This is a genomic window from Bradyrhizobium liaoningense, assembly GCF_018130955.1.
In the GTDB taxonomy this organism is placed as follows: Bacteria; Pseudomonadota; Alphaproteobacteria; order Rhizobiales; family Xanthobacteraceae; genus Bradyrhizobium; species Bradyrhizobium liaoningense_C.
The window spans coordinates 153,016-169,307 of record NZ_JAFCJM010000001.1 but is presented as its reverse complement, the minus strand read 5'-3'; the positions used below and the strand labels follow the sequence as shown (position 1 = coordinate 169,307).

Sequence of the window (16,292 nt, the reverse complement as noted above, 5' to 3'; positions counted from 1 at the left end):
GCAGGCGCCTTTGCGTGCCCGGCAGCAATAAGCCGGCGCGCCCGATTGCGGGCGTGAACAAGACAGCAGGGCACGAGGGGAGGACTGTCGCTGCAATCGCTCCGGACGACGAGCCGTAAGGGCTGCGTGCTTCGTGCACGCCGGCCGAGCGATGCGCGCAAATGCGCCCCATGAATCAAGGCCGCGGCGGAGAAAAGTAAGATGCGTCCATTGCTGGCGGTGAGTAACGCCATCGACTTTATCAATGAGAAACTAGGCGGCATCTGCAATTGGCTCGTTCTGGCGGCTTGCGTCGTGAGCGCCGCCAACGCCATGATCCGCTACGCGTTCGGCTACAGTTCCAACAGCTGGCTCGAATTGCAGTGGTACATGTTCGCCGTCTTCGTGATGTTCGGCGCCTCCTATACATTCAAGAAGAACGAGCACGTTCGCGTCGAAATTCTCTATCTCTTGCTGTCCGAGCGCGGCCAACTGTGGCTCGACCTCATCGGAACGCTGTTCTTCCTGATCCCGTCCTGCCTGCTGCTGGCCTATCTGTCGTGGCCGTTCTTCATGCAGGCCTACTCCGTCGGTGAAATCTCCAGCAATGCCGGAGGCCTGATCCGCTGGCCGATCAAGGCCGTCGTTCCTGTGGGCTTCGTGTTCCTGGCCTTGCAAGGCGTCTCCGAGGTGATCAAGCGCATGGCGGCATTGAAGGGCTACGTCATGATCGATGCGAAATACGAGAGGCCGCTGCAATGATTACGCTGGAGATGATGCCGCCGCTGATGTTCGGCGGTCTGATCCTGGCCATGCTGATCGGCTTCCCGGTGGCCTTCACGCTCGCCGCGCTCGGGCTGTCGTTCGGCTTCCTGGCGATTCATCTCGGCTTCTTCGACATGAATTTCCTCCAGGCGATCCCCGGGCGCATCTTCGGCAGCGTGCTTTCCAACGAATTGCTGCTTGCGATCCCCTTCTTCACCTTCATGGGATCGGTGCTGGAGCGGTGCGGCCTGGCCGAAGACATGCTGGATTCCATGGGCCAGCTATTCGGGCCTATCCGCGGCGGCCTCGGCTATTCCGTTATCATCGTCGGCTTCATCCTCGGCGCGATCACCGGCACGGTGGCGGCGCAAGTCATCGCGATGGCGTTGATCTCGATGCCGGTGATGCTCCGCTACGGCTACAACGTGCGCTACATCACCGGTGTGCTCGCTGCATCCGGCACCATCACCCAGCTGGTGCCGCCCTCGCTGGTGCTGATCGTGATGGCCGACCAGCTCGGCAAGTCGGTCGGCGACATGTATCTCGGCGCCTGGGGGCCATCGGTGCTCCAGATCGCGCTGTTCGCCGGCTACACATTCCTCCTCGGCATCTTCAAGCCAAGTCACGTCCCGGCGGTTCCGAAGGAAGCGCGGACGCTGACAGGCTGGCCGCTCTGGCGCAAATGCCTGATGGGTATCATTCCGTCGGCCGTGCTGATCTTCGTGGTGTTGGGCACCATGATGCTGGGTCTGGCGACGCCAACCGAAGCCGGCGCGATGGGCGCCATCGGTGCCATCGTCCTCGCTGCCGTCCACCACAAGGATCTGAGCAGCAACGGGCACAAGGTGCTCATCGTCGGCATCATCGCCACCGGCATCGGCACGATCATCGGCACACTCTTCGGCGATGGCAAACTGTTCAAGCTGACCTTCGCGGTGGTCTATCTCGCCGTCGTCTGGCTATGTCTCGAAGCCGTCCGCATCCCCGACCTGCGCGACCTGATCAAGCAGGGCTACCAATCGACCATGCGCCTCTCCACCATGGTGGTCTTCATCCTGATCGGATCGACCTGCTTCTCGGTGGTGTTCCTCGGCGTCTCTGGCGGCGTCTGGCTCGAGCACCATCTGACCTCGCTTCCCGGCGGCGTCTGGGGCTTCCTGATCTTCATCAATCTCTTCATTTTCTTCCTGGCGTTCTTCCTCGATTTCTTCGAGATCGCCTTCATCATCCTGCCGATGGTCGCGCCGATCGCGCAGAAGGTGCTGGGGCCGGTCGTGGGGCCGGATGCCGCGCTGATCTGGTTCGGCGTCATGCTCTGCGTCAACATGCAGACGTCGTTCCTGCATCCACCATTCGGCTTTGCGCTGTTCTATTTGCGCGGCGTTGCGCCGAAGGAGGTCAAGAGCTCCGACATCTATTGGGGTGCCCTGCCCTGGATCGGTCTGCAAGCGATCATGGTAGCGATCGTGATCGCCTTCCCGATCGTCGTAACTGCCCTGCTCGACAAGCCGGTCGATGTCGACCTCAGCAAGGTCAAGATCGAGGTGCCGCAGATCGAGCTGCCGCCGCTGGATCTGGGACCGCCGCAGAAGTAGCGGCCATGGCCCGCCCCGTCATGTTCCGCCCAAGCGGTGCATGACGGGCGCGCCGACGCGGGTGACAGGCGCCGGAAACACAGGCATACCGGACCATCCTCCAACCCATGGACCGCCGCGCATGCCCCGATCGTACCCCGCTCCATCGCTCATTCGTCCGTTGATCGCGTCGCTCTGGCTGGCATGTGCCGCAACCGTGGCGCATGCCGAGCCGCTAGCCGATGTCCATGCACTGGCGCAAAAGGAGCAGCAGCCGCTGCTCGACACGCTACGCGATCTCGTCAGCATCGAATCCGGCAGCCGGGACATCGAAGGCCTGAACCAGATTGCCGAGCGCGTCGCCGGCCAGCTCAAGCAACTCGGCGGCACCGTCGAGATCCTGCAGCCCACCGACATCTATCGCCTCGACGACACGCCCGAGAAGATCGGCCCGGCCGTGCACGCCGTCTTCAAGGGTACCGGCAGCAAGAAGATCATGCTGATCGCCCACATGGACACGGTGTACCTGAAGGGCATGTTGAAGGACCAACCCTTCCGCATCGACGGCGACAAGGCCTACGGCCTCGGCATTTCCGACGACAAGCAGGGCGTCGCCCTGATCCTCCACACCGTGGCGCTGCTACAGAAGCTGAATTTCAGGGATTACGGCACGCTCACGGTGCTCACCAACGGCGACGAGGAGATCAGTTCGCCCGGATGGCGCAGCGCCATCACCAAGCTCGCCTCGGATCAGGACGTAGTGTTCTCATTTGAAGGCGGCGGCACCGACGGCACCTTGCGCCTTGCCACCAGCGGCATCGGCTCGGCCTATCTCACGGTGCAGGGCAAGTCGTCACATGCAGGCGCAAGGCCCGAGGGCGGCGTCAATGCGCTGTATGAGCTTTCGCACCAGGTGCTGCAGATGAAGGACCTGTCCAAACCCGAGCAGGGCCTGAAGCTAAACTGGACGGTCTCCAAGTCCGGCACCAACCGCAACGTGATCCCTGCCGAGGCCACCGCCCAGGCCGATGCGCGTGCGCTCAAGGTTGCGGATTTCGACGAGCTGGAGAAGGCGCTACGGGACAAGATCAGCAATCGCCTGCTGCCCGTCTCCAAGGTCGACCTGAAATTCGAGGTGCGTCGCCCGCCGCTCGAAGCCAACGACGCCTCGCGCCGCGTGGCGGCCCACGGCAGGACGATCTATCAGGAGCTCGGAATGTCCCTCAAGGTCGACGAGAAGGCGACCGGCGGCGGCACCGACGCTGCGTTTGCCGCACTCAAGACGAAGGGAGCCGTGGTGGAAGGCATGGGACTGTCGGGCTTCGGCGCGCACTCCAACGATGCCGAATATGTGCAGCTCAACAGCATCGTGCCGCGCCTGTATCTGGCGACGCGCATGATCATGGACCTGTCGACCGGGAAGCTGAAATAGTCGCCGCTCGCCGCGTCTTCCCGATTCACAAGCGAAATACCCCGGAGCTTGCGAACCGGGGTTTTTCTTGCCGTTGCTTTGCTCGGCGGTCGGCTTTGACCAGCAGAAGGGCCATCAAGCGGCTGCCTCTGCCAATCTGAACCGCAGCGTGAACTCGGCGCCGCCCCCGGGCAGGTTTTCCACGGCGACCGTCGCGGCGTGATCATCGGCGACGCCGCGCACGATCGAGAGCCCGAGGCCCGCACCGTCCGAGCGTTGACGGTCGGCGCGCCAGAAGCGCTGAAAGATCAATTCGCGCTCGGCTTCCGCAATGCCGGGACCGCAGTCGCGCACCCGCACCGAGCCATCGTCGCGCACCTCGACATCGACGGCGGTGCCGCGCGCCGTGAACTTGATGGCGTTTTCCGCGAGATTGAAGATCGCCCGCTGCAGCATCTCGGAATTGCCACGGATATTGACGGCAGCATCCGTGCCCCTGAGCGCGATGTCCTTGTGCTGGGCAAGTGCAAGCGGCGCGATCGATCCGATCACCTCGGCGCAGACCGCGCGCAAATCGGCAGTCTCGCCGGGATCGAGCACCAGCATGTCGAGCTCGGCGATCTCCAGGAGCTGGGCAACGATCCGGCTCATGCCCTCGATGTCGGTGAGCAGCGCCGTTTTTGCCGCGCCGTCGCCGAGCGTTTCAACCCGCGTGCGCAGGATCGCCAGCGGCGTGCGCAGCTGATGCGCGGCATCGGCCGTGAACTGGCGCTGCACGCGAAAACCATCCTCGAGCCGATCGAGGGCCTGGTTCACAGCCGTCACCAGCGGCATGATCTCGCGCGGAATTTGCTCGGTCGGCAGGCGGATGTCGGTGCGCGCCGGGCCGATATTGCTCGCCTTCTCCGACGCCTTCACGAGCGGCGCGATCGCGCGGCGGAAGATGATGATGTCGGTTGCGAGCAGGACGAGCAGGATCGGGATCGTGATCCAGCCGACGCGGCGGAAGAAGTTGGCGACGATGTCGTCGATGATGACGTCGCGGTGCGAGAGGTCCTCGGCGACGCGGATCCGCACCGCCTTCCCGTCGATCGTGCGGCTGACGCTGGCGCCGGAGATCGCTTCCGACCGCGTGACCGGCGCGCCGGACTTGCGATGCGAGGAGAACAGCACGCGGCCGTCGGCATCGCGAATATCGTATTGATAGCGGCCATAGGCTTCCGAATAGAGGTCCTTGAGGCTCTCCGGCAGGTTCAGCGTCATTGTGCCGTCGGCCTGAACCGCGATCCGCTCGGCCAGCGCTTCGGCCTGCGCGCCCATGGCGTCGCGGTGCAGCTGCGCGATCTCGGAGTTGAGCAGCCAGAACAGCACGAGCGGCAGGAAGATCGCGGCGACCGCCACCGCGACGATGTGCAGGAACACGATCCGCGAGATCAGCGATTTGAAGGTCGGCGACCGCGGATTGGACACGCTATTTCTCCTCGGCCATCAGATAGCCGACGCCGCGAATGGTGTGGATCACAACCCTCGCGCCGCACTCCGCAAGCTGCTTGCGCAGGCGCGAGATGTAGACCTCGACGGCGTTGGAGGCGACCTCGCCTTCCAGCCCGAAGATATGATCCTCGACGTTCTTCTTCGGCACCACCCTGCCCTGCCGGCGCAGCAAGATCTCCAGCACGGATGTCTCGCGCGACGAGATGATGCGCGGCGCATCGTCGACGAAGATCTGCCGGCTTTCCGTATCGTAGATGAGGTTGGCCAGCCGCAGCGAGCGGCCGAGCAACTGGCCGGGACGGCGCAGGATGGCCTCCAGCCGCGCCACCAATTCCTCGAGCGCGAACGGTTTCACCAGATAGTCGTCGGCACCGCTGCGCAGGCCTGTGAGGCGGTCCTGGAGGCCCCCACGTGCTGTCAGCACCAGCACCGGCAGCGGATCAGCGTGCCGGCGCAGCTCGCGTAGCACCGACAGTCCGTCGCCGTCCGGCAGGCCGAGATCGAGGACCATGGCGGCATAGCTGACATTGCGCGCGGCGTCGCGTGCCTCCGCAGCACTGTTCACGATGTCGCTCTCGTAACCCGCCGCCATCAGTCCATTTGCGACGAGCTGCGACAGCTCGAAATTGTCCTCGACGATTAGAAGGCGCATGTCACGTCAGGTCCGGCTGCTTCCGATAGAGCGGGAAATCCTGACCCACGGGTCGGACGGGTTCAAGGCAAAAGCCCCGGAGTTTTTCGCTCCGGGGCTTTCCGTCTCGTGGCTTGCCACGATCAGATCTGCGGATTGCGCGCCATGAAGCTGTCGTAGCCGAGCTCGGCGACCTGGAACCACTGATATCCGTTGCCGGTGAAGCTGTTCATGGAATCCAGTACCTTCTTGAAGTTCGGATTGGTGGCAGCGGTTTCGGCGTACAGCTCCTTGGTCGCCTTCAGGCAGGCCTGCATGATCGGCGGCGAAAACGCGTGCAGCTTTGTGCCACCGGCGAGCAATTTCTTCAGCGCCGTGGGATTGGCCTGATCGTATCTCGCCATCATCCAATTATTGGCCGCCTGGCCGGCCTGCTCGATGACGCCTTGATAGGATTTCGGCAGCGTATTCCACTTGTCCAGGTTGACGAGCCCCATCAACATCGGGCCGCCCTCCCACCATCCGGGATAGTAATAGTGCGGCGCGACCTTGTTGAAGCCGAGCTTCTCGTCGTCATACGGCCCGACCCATTCGGCAGCGTCGATCGTGCCCTTTTCCAGCGCTGGATAGATGTCGCCGCCCGCAAGCTGCTGCGGCACGACGCCGAGCTTTTGCAGGACTTTCCCGGCGAAGCCGCCGATGCGCATCTTCAATCCCTTCAGATCGTCTACGCTGTTGATCTCCTTCCGGAACCAGCCGCCCATCTGACAACCGGTATTGCCGGCGAGGAACGAGGTGACGTTGTAGCCCTTGTAGAACTCGTTCATCAGCTCCCTGCCACCGCCCAGCATGTACCAAGCCTGGTTGAGACGCTGGTTGGGGCCGAATGGCACCGCCGTCGCGAAGGCAAAGGTCGGATCCTTGCCGAAGTAGTAATAGGAGGCCGTATGCCCCATCTCGACCGTGCCATTTTGCACCGCATCGAGTACCTGCAAGCCCGGTACGATCTCGCCGCCGGCAAAGGTCTGAATCTGGAACTTGTTGTCGGTGGCTTCGCCAACGAGTTTGGCAAACAACTCGACGCCGCCCCAGAGCGTGTCGAGTGATTTCGGCCAGCTCGCCGTCAACCGCCACTTGATCTCCGGCATCGACTGCGCGATGGCCGGCGTAGCCAGCGTCGCCGCGCCGACGGCGCTGATGCCGGTTACCTTGATAAAGTCTCGTCGCTTCATTGGAATCCTTCCCTCTGGTGATTGTGTCAGGCGCCTTCTTGGTGAGGCTTCGACCGGAGAATGGAACATCCGGTTCCCGATTGCCAGACGCAAAAAGCCCGGCCTCGCTGGCGAGGCCGGGCTTTCCGGTCTTACGACTTAAGGCGTAAACGCCTAAGCTTTGATCAACCGCGGGTCCGCGAGCGAATCATGAAGCTGTCATAGGTATATTCGGCGACCTGCCACCACAGATATTCGTCGGAGCGGTAGGCCTGCATGGCGTCGATCGACTTCTTGAAGTCGGCGTTCTTGGCCGAGAGCTCCGCCCACAGCTCGTTAGTCGCCTTGAGGCAGGCTTCGAGCACCTCGTTGGTGAAGGGACGAAGCTGGGTGCCGCCGGCAACCAGGCGCTTCAGCGCGGTCGGGTTGACCATGTCGTAGCGCGCCGCCATCCAGGTATTGGCGTTGACGGTCGCGTTGGTGAGGATCGCCTGGTAGTTCTTGGGCAGCGCGTTCCACTTGTCCAGATTGACCATGGCGTGCACGGTCGGACCACCTTCCCAGAAGCCCGGATAGTAGTAGTACTTGGCGACCTTGGCGAAGCCGAGCTTCTCGTCGTCATACGGACCGACCCACTCGGCGGCGTCGATAGTGCCCTTCTCCAGCGCCGGATAGATGTCACCGCCGGCGAGCTGCTGCGGCACGACACCGACCTTCTGGAGAACCTGGCCGGCGATACCGCCGATGCGGAATTTCAGGCCGGAGAGGTCGGCAACGGTCTTGATCTCCTTGCGGAACCAGCCGCCCATCTGGGTGCCGGTGTTGCCGCAGGGGAAGCCGATCACGTTCGACTTCTTGAAGAACTCGTTGGCGAGTTCGTTGCCGCCACCCTGGAAGAGCCAGGAGTTCTGCTGGCGCGCGTTGAGGCCGAACGGCACCGCGGAGTAGATCGCGAAGGTCGGGTCCTTGCCGACATAGTAGTACGCGACGGTGTGGCACATCTCGACCGTGCCGTTCGAGGTCGCGTCGAGCGCCTGCAGGCCCGGGGCGACTTCGCCGGCGGCGAAGACCTGGATCTGGAATTTGCCATCGGTCATTTCGGAGACGTACTTGGCCACCTGCTCGGCGCCGCCATAGATGGTGTCGAGCGATTTCGGGAAGCTCGAAGTCAGACGCCACTTCACCTCGGGCATCGATTGCGCAATCGCCGGCGAGGCTACCGCGGCGGTCGCGGCCGCGCCTGCTGCCGACACTTTCAGAAAATCACGACGCTTCATCTTCAGGTCTCTCCTTGCTGGGGCGCTCCCCCGACTTCTCTTTTTGCTGCCGCTCCGGCGATGCGCTGCGAAAGCCGCATCGAACCGAAGGTGCTTGACTGCCGGGGGCGTTTAACATGGATGCCCCGGTTACGAAACGCGACAATGGCATGACTGGACTGTACGAAAGTCGCATGCCGGACGGGCCGGCCTAGCCTGCGGAAATCGCGCCCTTGAGCTGGTCGCGGACCCCCCCGGCGATCGCGCGGTAGATCGCTGCGTGGGGGCCGTCCGGCTCGCTGTCGACCACCGGATTTCCGGCGTCCGAGGTCGAGCGAATCGCCATGTGCAGTGGAATTTCGCCCAGGAAGGGCACCCCGAGCTTGTCGGCCTCGTGTCGCGCTCCGCCATGGCCGAAAATGTCCGACTTGGTTCCGCAATGGGGGCACTGGAAGTAGCTCATGTTCTCGACGATGCCGAGCACGGGCACGTTGACTTTCTTGAACATGGCAAGGCCCCGCCGCGCGTCAATCAGGGACAGGTCCTGCGGAGTAGAGACGATCACCGCGCCTTTGAGGGGAACGTTCTGGGCGAGCGTGAGCTGGGCATCGCCCGTGCCGGGCGGCATGTCGACGACGAGCACGTCGAGCCTGCCCCAGTCGACGTCGCGCAGCATCTGCGTCACCGCCGACATCACCATGGGGCCGCGCCAGATCATCGCCGTCTCCTCCTCGACGAGGAAGCCGATCGACATGATGGCGAGGCCGAAACGCCGAAGCGGAATCATCTTGCGCTCGGCGTTCAGTTCCGGCTTGTCGCGCAGGCCCGTCAGGCGCGGGACCGAGGGGCCGTAGATGTCGGCGTCGAGCAGCCCGACCTTCAGGCCGAGGTCGCGCAGGCCCAGCGCCAGGTTGAGAGCGGTCGTGGACTTGCCGACCCCGCCCTTGCCGGAGGCGACCGCGATGACGGCGGCAACGCCCGGAATCTCGGCCTGGCGCGACATCGGCGACGTCCCACCCTGCGGAGGCTTGTGGGCATGCACGGGCTGGACGCCAGGCGCGCCGCGGCCCGCCGGTGCAGCGCCCGGCTTGCGCTCGGCGGTGAGCGCCACCATGGCCGTGGTTACCCCGGGAATGGCGCGGACGGCGGCTTCGGCCTCGGCGCGGACGGCTTCCCAGGCCCGAGCTTCCGCGGCATCGACATTGATCGAGAAGAAGACCTTGCCGTCGGAGGCGCTGATCGCGCTCAGCACATTGGCATTGGTGAGCGCGACCCCGCGCGGCGATTTGATCCGGCCGAGGACCTCGAGAACCTGCTGCTGCGTCACGCTCAAGGCGCATCTCCTAAAATTCTTGATGCGACCCATTAGAGCGGAAATGCCCAAAAGGCTACTGCCTGAACATATCGCCAACAGCCTCGATAGGCGCAGCTCCCTGCTCCCTGGCCGCCTCGTAATTCAGCTCGATCATGACCCCGTTCGGGTCGTTGACGAAGATCTGCCAGAGATCGCCGCCAGGCACCTGCCGGGCCTCGAACGCCATGCCCTTGGAGGCCAGCCGCTGCTTCATGCCGTCGAAGCCGCTGCTGACGAAGGCGACATGGTGGACAACGCCGGAATCGGGCTTTTGTGGTTCGGAGGTCGCGGAAATATCGACGAGGTGCACCACCGGCTTGCCCTCGCTGTACATCCAGGCGCCTGGAAAGGCGAAATTCGGCCGCGCGCCCTTCTCGAGGCCCAGCACGTCCTCATAGAAGCGGACCGTATCGGCGAGTTTCCGGGTCCTGATGTTGAAATGATCGAGGACACCCACGCTCACACCCATGTCGCTCACTCCCTTTTCTTGAAGTCCTTATTTGTCCTTGTCCTTGCATCCTAGCACAGGAGGTCACCAAACGAAGCCGTTGCCCTCCTCGCTCTAGGGTTTATGGTGCGCCCGTTCCGCCCCCGCGCGGCGGAACCCCTCTTCAGAACACGGCCCGGCCGGCTCCAGGCCCGGCAAAACCGCAAAATCCCAGGGTCAAAACAAGGTTACACACATGGCTAAAGTCGCTTTCCTCGGTCTCGGCGTGATGGGCTTCCCGATGGCGGGTCACCTCGTGAAAAAGGGCGGCCATGAGGTCACCGTCTACAACCGCACCGCGGCCAAGGCGAAGGAATGGGCCGACAAGTTCGGCGGCAAGACCGCGGCGACGCCGAAGGCCGCCGCCGAAGGCCAGGATTTTGTGATGTGCTGCGTTGGCAACGACAACGATCTCCGCGCGGTGACGATCGGCGCGGACGGCGCCTTTGCCGGCATGAAGAAGGGCGCGACCTTCGTCGACCACACCACTGCTTCGGCTGAGGTCGCGCGCGAACTCGACGCCGCCGCCACCAAGGCCGGCTTCAAATTCGTCGACGCGCCCGTCTCCGGCGGCCAGGCCGGAGCGGAGAACGGCGTGCTCACGGTGATGTGCGGCGGTGCCGCGGATGCGTACGCCGGTGCTGAGCCGATCATCACAGGTTCATATGCGCGGATGTGCAAACTGCTCGGGCCCGCCGGCTCCGGCCAGCTGACAAAAATGGTCAACCAGATCTGCATCGCCGGACTCGTTCAGGGGCTCTCTGAGGGCATCCATTTCGCCAAAAAGAGTGGTCTCGACGTCGCCGCCGTGATCGAGACCATCTCAAAAGGGGCCGCGCAGTCCTGGCAGATGGAGAATCGCTACAAGACCATGAACGAGGGCAAGTACGATTTCGGCTTCGCCGTCGAATGGATGCGCAAGGATCTCTCGATCTCGCTAGCCGAAGCCCGCCGCAACGGCGCCAACCTGCCGGTGACCGCGCTGGTCGACCAGTTCTATTCGGAGGTCGAGAAGATGGGCGGCAAGCGTTGGGATACGTCGAGCCTGCTCGCGCGCCTGTCGCGCTGACCCCGGAAGCTCCGGCCGCATCTTGCTCATCGCGATCACCGCCATCTTCGTTCTGGCCTATGCGGCGATCGCGCTGGAGCATCCGCTCGGCGTCAACAAGAGCGCGTCGGCGCTGATCGGCGCAGGGCTGCTGTGGGCTGTCTATGCGATCGCGATCGGCGACCACGCCATGGTCGGCCGCCAGATCGATGAATCCGTCGCCTCCACCGCGCAGATCGTGTTCTTCCTCATCGGCGCGATGACGATCGTCGAGGTGATCGACGCGCATGACGGATTCGAGGTCATCACCTCGCGCATGAGCACGACAAGCCAGGTCCGGCTATTGTGGCTGGTCGGCTTCGTCGCGTTCTTCCTGAGCGCCGTCCTGGACAATCTCACGACGACCATCGTGATGGTCTCGTTGATCCAGCGGCTGCTCGCAAGGCGCGACGACCGCCTGCTGTTCGCTTCCGTGATCGTCATCGCCGCGAATGCGGGCGGTGCGTGGACCGTGATCGGTGATGTGACCACGACCATGCTCTGGATCGGCGGACAAATAACGCCGCTGAACATCATGGGCGCCGTCTTCCTCCCTTCGCTGGTCAACCTGCTCGTACCGCTGGCATTCGTCAGCATCTCCCTCAAGGGCAAGACCATCGCGTCTCCGCCGAGGGAGGACGGCCTGCGGAACGTCGCATTGCTTGAACGCAACCTGATGTTCTACCTCGGGCTCGGCACGCTGATCGCCGTGCCCGCCTTCAAGACGATCACACATCTGCCGCCCTTCATGGGCGTGCTGCTCGGGCTCGGTATCGTCTGGCTGGTCGGCGAGCTCGTTCATCGCAACAAGGACGAACATGTCCGCCGCCCGCTCACGCTGGCGCATGCGCTGACCCGCATCGACATGAGCGCGATCGTGTTCTTCGTCGGCATCCTGCTCGCGGTCGCCTGCCTCGACCATGCCGGCCTCCTGGCGATGCTCGCTCGATGGCTCGAGACGACCGTCGGCCGACAGGATGTCATCGTGATCCTGCTCGGCCTTTTCAGCGCCGTGATCGACAACGTGCCGCTCGTCGCCGCGACGATGGGCATGTACGACCTCGCGCACTATCCGCCCGACAGCTTTATCTGGGAGTTCATCGCCTACTGCGCCGGCACCGGCGGATCGATTCTGATCATCGGTTCCGCCGCAGGTGTCGCCGCGATGGGGCTCGAAAAGATCGAGTTCTTCTGGTACGCGCGGCGGATCGCGGGGCCGGCGCTGATCGGGTATCTCGCGGGCGCGGCGGTCTATATCGCGCAGTATGCGCTGACGCAGTGATTGGCAGGTTCGGCCGCCTGCCCTCGCGCGACCAAATTAACCCCCCGTTAACGTAATTCTTTAGCTCCTTAAGTCAGCTCTTAAGGATTTGTTGCCAGAGATAGAGAATGCAGAAGGCCCGTCTGCGCGCGGGCAGGAATTGTGTTGCTTCATGAGTAACCCCGCTGAAAAGCCCGAGGTTGTGCAGGTTCCGGCCGAGCCGGTGCCTCCGCCGTCGGCGAGCAGCCGAAAGGCCGCAGCGAAGCGGGTGCGCGAGGCTCGCGACAAGTTAACGTCCACGAGCGGAACCCGGCCCGCCTTCGACAGCGAAATGCTCCGGCAATATGCCCAGACGCGGCTGTCGGCTTCCTATGTCGTGATGCTGCTGGTGGTCGCAACCGGCCTGTTGTTCGGGTTCTGGATGCGGCCGATCGGGGCGGCGGTCTGGACCTGCGGCATGCTCTGCATCCATGCCGCAATGATCAAGAGCTGCCGTCGTTTCCTGGCCGAGCCGGCGACGCCCGCCGCGACGCGCAAATGGCGCACGCGCTTCGTCGTACTCGACCTGCTCTACGGCCTGTGCTGGATGGCGATCCTGATCCACCCCGTGCTCGACATGGTCACGGAAACGCTGATGATGTTCCTGATGCTGCTGGTGATCGCAGTGTCGAGCATGCTGGCGGCGAACCTGCCGATCGCGGCACTTGCGGCCACCGCGCCCGTCGCGGTCGCGATGGCGCTGAGCTTCGTGGTGACGGGAACGATCGACAACTACATCCTCGCGGCGCTGGCGCTCGCGGCCGAGTTCTACTTCGTGCTGCTGGCGCGCCAGCTGCATTCCTCGACCTTCGCGACGCTGGAAGCCCGCGCGGAGAAGGACGCGCTGATCGGGGAATTGGAACAGGCCAAGGCGATCTCCGACGAGGCGCGCCACCGCGCCGAATCCGCCAACGTGGCCAAGTCGCGATTCCTGGCCCAGATGAGTCACGAGCTGCGCACGCCGCTCAACGCCATCCTCGGCTTCTCCGAGGTGATGAAGAGCGAGATCTTCGGCGCGCATGCGGTGCCGGTCTACAAGGAATATTCCGCCGACATCCATAATTCCGGCGTGCACCTGCTCAACCTGATCAACGAGATCCTCGATCTGTCGCGGATCGAGGCAGGCCGGTACGAACTCAACGAGGAAGCGGTCTCGCTGCTCGGCGTGGTCGCCGACTGCCATCACCTGATGAAGCTGCGCGCGTCGAACCGCGGCATCACCATCCACGAGGTGTTCGAGCAGGACATGCCGCGGTTGTGGGCCGACGAGCGAGCGATCCGGCAGGTCGTGCTCAATCTGTTGTCCAACTCGATCAAGTTCACCCCGCAAGGCGGCGAGATCTGGCTGAAGGTCGGCTGGACCGCCTCCGGCGGGCAATACCTCAGCGTCAAGGATTCCGGCTCGGGAATTCCCGAGGAAGAGATCCCCATCGTGCTGGCCTCGTTCGGCCAGGGCTCCAACTCGATCAAGTCGGCGGAACAGGGCGCGGGCCTTGGACTTCCCATCGCCAAGAACCTGATCGACCTGCACGGCGGCACCTTCACGCTGAAATCCAAATTGCGCATCGGCACCGAGGTGATCGTCACCTTCCCGCCGGAGCGCGTGATGTCGGCGCTTGCGCCCATGTCGGAAGAAGCTCCGCCCCTTCAGCCGGACAACATGGCTGTCACCGACGAGAAACGCCGGCCGCGCAACAAGCCGATCATGAGCGCGGGAACGGGTTCGTAAGAGATGCTTGCAGACCTGCCCGATCATCCGTCACTATGTCTGAATGAGCAAAGACACGCCGTGCATCGCCGTCTGTATGATCGATCCCAAGACCAAGCTGTGTTTCGGTTGCGGCCGCACGCTGCCCGAGATCGCGCGCTGGCATGCGATGGAGCGCAGCGAACGGCTCGCGGTAATGTCTCTCTTGCCCGCGCGCATGGCGGAAGCCGGGCTTCAGCCCCTGGCGAGTTCGAAGGCCTGACGGCGCGGGCCTTTGGAGGCGTCCGATGAGCCGCCTCATTCTCGTCCTGCTGCTTCTGACCGCAACCGCAGGCGCGGTCGTCGCCTACAACGATCCCGAGCAGGTGGCGCGCGCCACCGACACCGTGTCCGATTTCCTGCGCAAGCGCACCAGCGTGAAGACGCAGGCCGTCGAGATCCAGCGCGGCCGCGGCGGCGAGTTCGCGCTGCTCGCACGGATCAACGGCGTCAACGCGCCGATGGTGGTAGACACCGGTGCGACCTCCGTGGTGCTCACCTACGAGACGGCGAAGGCCGCCGGCCTGCCGCTGGAACTGTTGGACTACAATGTCGACGTCGAGACCGCGGGCGGTCACACCAAGGCGGCGCGGCTCACGCTCGACCGTCTCGCGGTCGGCAAGCTGGTCGAACGCTCGGTGCCCGCGCTGGTGGTGCCGCACGGCACGATGAAGACCAACCTGCTCGGCATGAGCTTCCTCGACCGGCTGGAGCGCCTGGAAGTGCGCGCCGACCGGCTGAAGCTGCACGGCTATCAGTAGGGCGACTACGCCGCGGCCTCAACCGGCACGCGCTGCGTGACGCACGCGATCGCCTCGCGCAGCACGTCGATGCCCGCCCCCGCCCTGACGCCGTTCTCCGCGAGATGACGGCGGAACGCGCGCGCCCCCGGCACCGCATGGAAAGCACCGACGAAATGTCGCGTGATGGCATGCAGCCGCGTCCCCTGCGCAAGCTGCGCCTCGATATAGGGCATCATCGCCTCGAACGCGCCCTGCATGGTCGCGTGCGGAGCCGCTTCCCCAAAGATCTCGGGGTCGACCGCGAGCAGCCGCCACGGCTCCTGATAGGCGGCCCGGCCGAGCATCACACCGTCGACATGGGCGAGATGCGCCCTCGCTTCGTCGATGCTCAGGATGCCGCCATTGATGATGATAGGCACCTGCGGCATCGCGCGCTTGAGCCGGTACACGCGGTCGTAGTCGAGCGGCGGGATGTCGCGGTTCTCCTTCGGCGACAGCCCGTTGAGCCAGGCCTTGCGGGCGTGCACGATGAGGGCATCGCTGCCCGCCTCCACGACACCGCGCGCCAGCGCATCGAGTGCCAATTCCGGATCCTGGTCGTCGATGCCGATGCGGCACTTCACGGTGACGGGAACGCGCACGGCGCGCTTCATCGCAGCGACGCAGGTCGCAACCAGCGCCGGCTCCGCCATCAGGCAGGCGCCAAAGCGGCCGTCCTTCACACGGTCCGATGGGCAGCCGACGTTGAGATTGATCTCGTCATAGCCAAACTCTTCGCCGATCTTCGCGGCTTCCGCGAGGTCACGCAGATCGGAGCCGCCGAGTTGCAACGCCACGGGATGCTCGCACGCATCGAACCCAAGCAGCCGCGCCCGGTCGCCATGGAGGATTGCGCCGGTGGTCAGCATCTCCGTGTAGAGCAGCGCCCGCCGCGTCAGATGGCGATGGAAGACGCGACACTGCCGGTCGGTCCAGTCCATCATGGGCGCCACGGCAAACTTGTGGTCTAAGCTATTCATTTTACTAAGAGATTCTTCGTCTGATCGACCTTTGTGCGATTGGACCGATTGAGAAATCTGGTTTGACGAGGCTTCCGCCGCCTGGCTGTTCTAGGGCCATATAGGCATGAATTGGAAGCGAAAATCACTTCTTCGATTCTCAGTGCACACGTCACGCACACGAGAGCGAGACTGCACACGCCACTCGCACAGCGAGTATCAGCGATCTTCTCGGCATTCGGGTCAGGAAATCGG

15 protein-coding genes are annotated in these 16,292 nt (G+C 63.8%); 8 read left to right on the top strand and 7 right to left on the bottom strand.

What is annotated here, in order from left to right; genetic code table 11:
• The first annotated feature begins 201 nt into the window (after positions 1-201).
• The 3 genes from JQ632_RS00770 to JQ632_RS00760 all read left to right on the top strand — a co-directional run bounded on the left by JQ632_RS00770 (position 202) and on the right by JQ632_RS00760 (position 3,750).
• Entirely contained in the window at positions 202-741 is a 540-nt protein-coding gene (locus JQ632_RS00770; RefSeq protein ID WP_212400313.1) for a TRAP transporter small permease subunit, read from the top strand.
• Positions 738-2,339 (top strand): TRAP transporter large permease subunit, encoded by a 1,602-nt coding sequence (locus JQ632_RS00765; protein WP_212400312.1) that lies wholly within the window; start codon positions 738-740, stop codon positions 2,337-2,339. Before JQ632_RS00770 ends, JQ632_RS00765 begins: the two co-directional genes overlap by 4 nt.
• A gap of 121 nt (positions 2,340-2,460) precedes the next feature.
• On the top strand, positions 2,461-3,750 hold the full coding sequence (locus JQ632_RS00760) for a M20/M25/M40 family metallo-hydrolase (RefSeq protein WP_212400311.1): 1,290 nt from the start codon (positions 2,461-2,463) through the stop codon (positions 3,748-3,750).
• Positions 3,751-3,864: 114 nt separating this feature from the next.
• Here the strand turns inward: JQ632_RS00760 and JQ632_RS00755 are convergent, their stop codons facing one another.
• From JQ632_RS00755 to JQ632_RS00730, 6 genes are all read right to left on the bottom strand, one after another.
• Positions 3,865-5,199, bottom strand: coding sequence for an ATP-binding protein (locus tag JQ632_RS00755; protein WP_212400310.1), 1,335 nt, complete (start codon positions 5,197-5,199; stop codon positions 3,865-3,867).
• A 1-nt stretch (position 5,200) separates the two neighbouring features.
• Positions 5,201-5,875: a response regulator transcription factor gene (locus JQ632_RS00750; RefSeq protein ID WP_212400309.1), complete on the bottom strand. Its 675-nt coding sequence runs from the start codon at positions 5,873-5,875 to the stop codon at positions 5,201-5,203.
• Positions 5,876-5,997: 122 nt separating this feature from the next.
• A complete protein-coding gene (locus JQ632_RS00745; protein ID WP_212400308.1) occupies positions 5,998-7,086 on the bottom strand; it encodes a TRAP transporter substrate-binding protein in 1,089 nt (362 codons plus the stop codon).
• A gap of 164 nt (positions 7,087-7,250) precedes the next feature.
• The gene (locus tag JQ632_RS00740; RefSeq protein WP_212400307.1) at positions 7,251-8,342 is read right to left on the bottom strand and encodes a TRAP transporter substrate-binding protein; all 1,092 of its coding nucleotides are present in this window, start codon (positions 8,340-8,342) and stop codon (positions 7,251-7,253) included.
• Between the two features lie 190 nt (positions 8,343-8,532).
• Entirely contained in the window at positions 8,533-9,654 is a 1,122-nt protein-coding gene (locus tag JQ632_RS00735) for an Mrp/NBP35 family ATP-binding protein (protein WP_212400306.1), read from the bottom strand.
• Between the two features lie 55 nt (positions 9,655-9,709).
• Positions 9,710-10,144 (bottom strand): VOC family protein, encoded by a 435-nt coding sequence (locus tag JQ632_RS00730; protein WP_212400305.1) that lies wholly within the window; start codon positions 10,142-10,144, stop codon positions 9,710-9,712.
• Positions 10,145-10,358: 214 nt separating this feature from the next.
• Here JQ632_RS00730 and JQ632_RS00725 point away from each other — a divergent pair, with 214 nt between their 5' ends.
• The 5 genes from JQ632_RS00725 to JQ632_RS00705 all read left to right on the top strand — a co-directional run bounded on the left by JQ632_RS00725 (position 10,359) and on the right by JQ632_RS00705 (position 15,057).
• Positions 10,359-11,231 carry an NAD(P)-dependent oxidoreductase gene (locus JQ632_RS00725; protein WP_212400304.1) on the top strand — a complete coding sequence of 291 codons (873 nt, stop codon included), beginning with the start codon at positions 10,359-10,361 and terminating at the stop codon, positions 11,229-11,231.
• A gap of 22 nt (positions 11,232-11,253) precedes the next feature.
• Entirely contained in the window at positions 11,254-12,531 is a 1,278-nt protein-coding gene (gene nhaD, locus JQ632_RS00720; protein ID WP_212400303.1) for a sodium:proton antiporter NhaD, read from the top strand.
• Positions 12,532-12,682: 151 nt separating this feature from the next.
• Positions 12,683-14,278 (top strand): HAMP domain-containing sensor histidine kinase, encoded by a 1,596-nt coding sequence (locus JQ632_RS00715; protein WP_212400302.1) that lies wholly within the window; start codon positions 12,683-12,685, stop codon positions 14,276-14,278.
• A gap of 43 nt (positions 14,279-14,321) precedes the next feature.
• The gene (locus tag JQ632_RS00710) at positions 14,322-14,519 is read left to right on the top strand and encodes a DUF1289 domain-containing protein (RefSeq protein WP_212400301.1); all 198 of its coding nucleotides are present in this window, start codon (positions 14,322-14,324) and stop codon (positions 14,517-14,519) included.
• A 25-nt stretch (positions 14,520-14,544) separates the two neighbouring features.
• The gene (locus JQ632_RS00705) at positions 14,545-15,057 is read left to right on the top strand and encodes a TIGR02281 family clan AA aspartic protease (RefSeq protein ID WP_212400300.1); all 513 of its coding nucleotides are present in this window, start codon (positions 14,545-14,547) and stop codon (positions 15,055-15,057) included.
• 5 nt (positions 15,058-15,062) lie between these two features.
• Here the strand turns inward: JQ632_RS00705 and dusA are convergent, their stop codons facing one another.
• Positions 15,063-16,058, bottom strand: coding sequence for a tRNA dihydrouridine(20/20a) synthase DusA (dusA, locus tag JQ632_RS00700; RefSeq protein ID WP_212400299.1), 996 nt, complete (start codon positions 16,056-16,058; stop codon positions 15,063-15,065).
• Between the last annotated feature and the right edge of the window lie 234 nt (positions 16,059-16,292).

Excerpts from the sequence above, each read along its gene's own strand:
- JQ632_RS00770 (WP_212400313.1), top strand. The coding sequence starts at position 202 with ATGCGTCCATTGCTGGCGGTGAGTAACGCCATCGACTTTATCAATGAG.
- JQ632_RS00765 (WP_212400312.1), top strand. The coding sequence starts at position 738 with ATGATTACGCTGGAGATGATGCCGCCGCTGATGTTCGGCGGTCTGATC.
- JQ632_RS00760 (WP_212400311.1), top strand. The coding sequence starts at position 2,461 with ATGCCCCGATCGTACCCCGCTCCATCGCTCATTCGTCCGTTGATCGCG.
- JQ632_RS00750 (WP_212400309.1), bottom strand. The coding sequence starts at position 5,875 with ATGCGCCTTCTAATCGTCGAGGACAATTTCGAGCTGTCGCAGCTCGTC.
- JQ632_RS00745 (WP_212400308.1), bottom strand. The coding sequence starts at position 7,086 with ATGAAGCGACGAGACTTTATCAAGGTAACCGGCATCAGCGCCGTCGGC.
- JQ632_RS00740 (WP_212400307.1), bottom strand. The coding sequence starts at position 8,342 with ATGAAGCGTCGTGATTTTCTGAAAGTGTCGGCAGCAGGCGCGGCCGCG.
- JQ632_RS00730 (WP_212400305.1), bottom strand. The coding sequence starts at position 10,144 with ATGGGTGTGAGCGTGGGTGTCCTCGATCATTTCAACATCAGGACCCGG.
- JQ632_RS00725 (WP_212400304.1), top strand. The coding sequence starts at position 10,359 with ATGGCTAAAGTCGCTTTCCTCGGTCTCGGCGTGATGGGCTTCCCGATG.
- JQ632_RS00715 (WP_212400302.1), top strand. The coding sequence starts at position 12,683 with ATGAGTAACCCCGCTGAAAAGCCCGAGGTTGTGCAGGTTCCGGCCGAG.
- JQ632_RS00710 (WP_212400301.1), top strand. The coding sequence starts at position 14,322 with ATGAGCAAAGACACGCCGTGCATCGCCGTCTGTATGATCGATCCCAAG.
- JQ632_RS00705 (WP_212400300.1), top strand. The coding sequence starts at position 14,545 with ATGAGCCGCCTCATTCTCGTCCTGCTGCTTCTGACCGCAACCGCAGGC.
- dusA (WP_212400299.1), bottom strand. The coding sequence starts at position 16,058 with ATGAATAGCTTAGACCACAAGTTTGCCGTGGCGCCCATGATGGACTGG.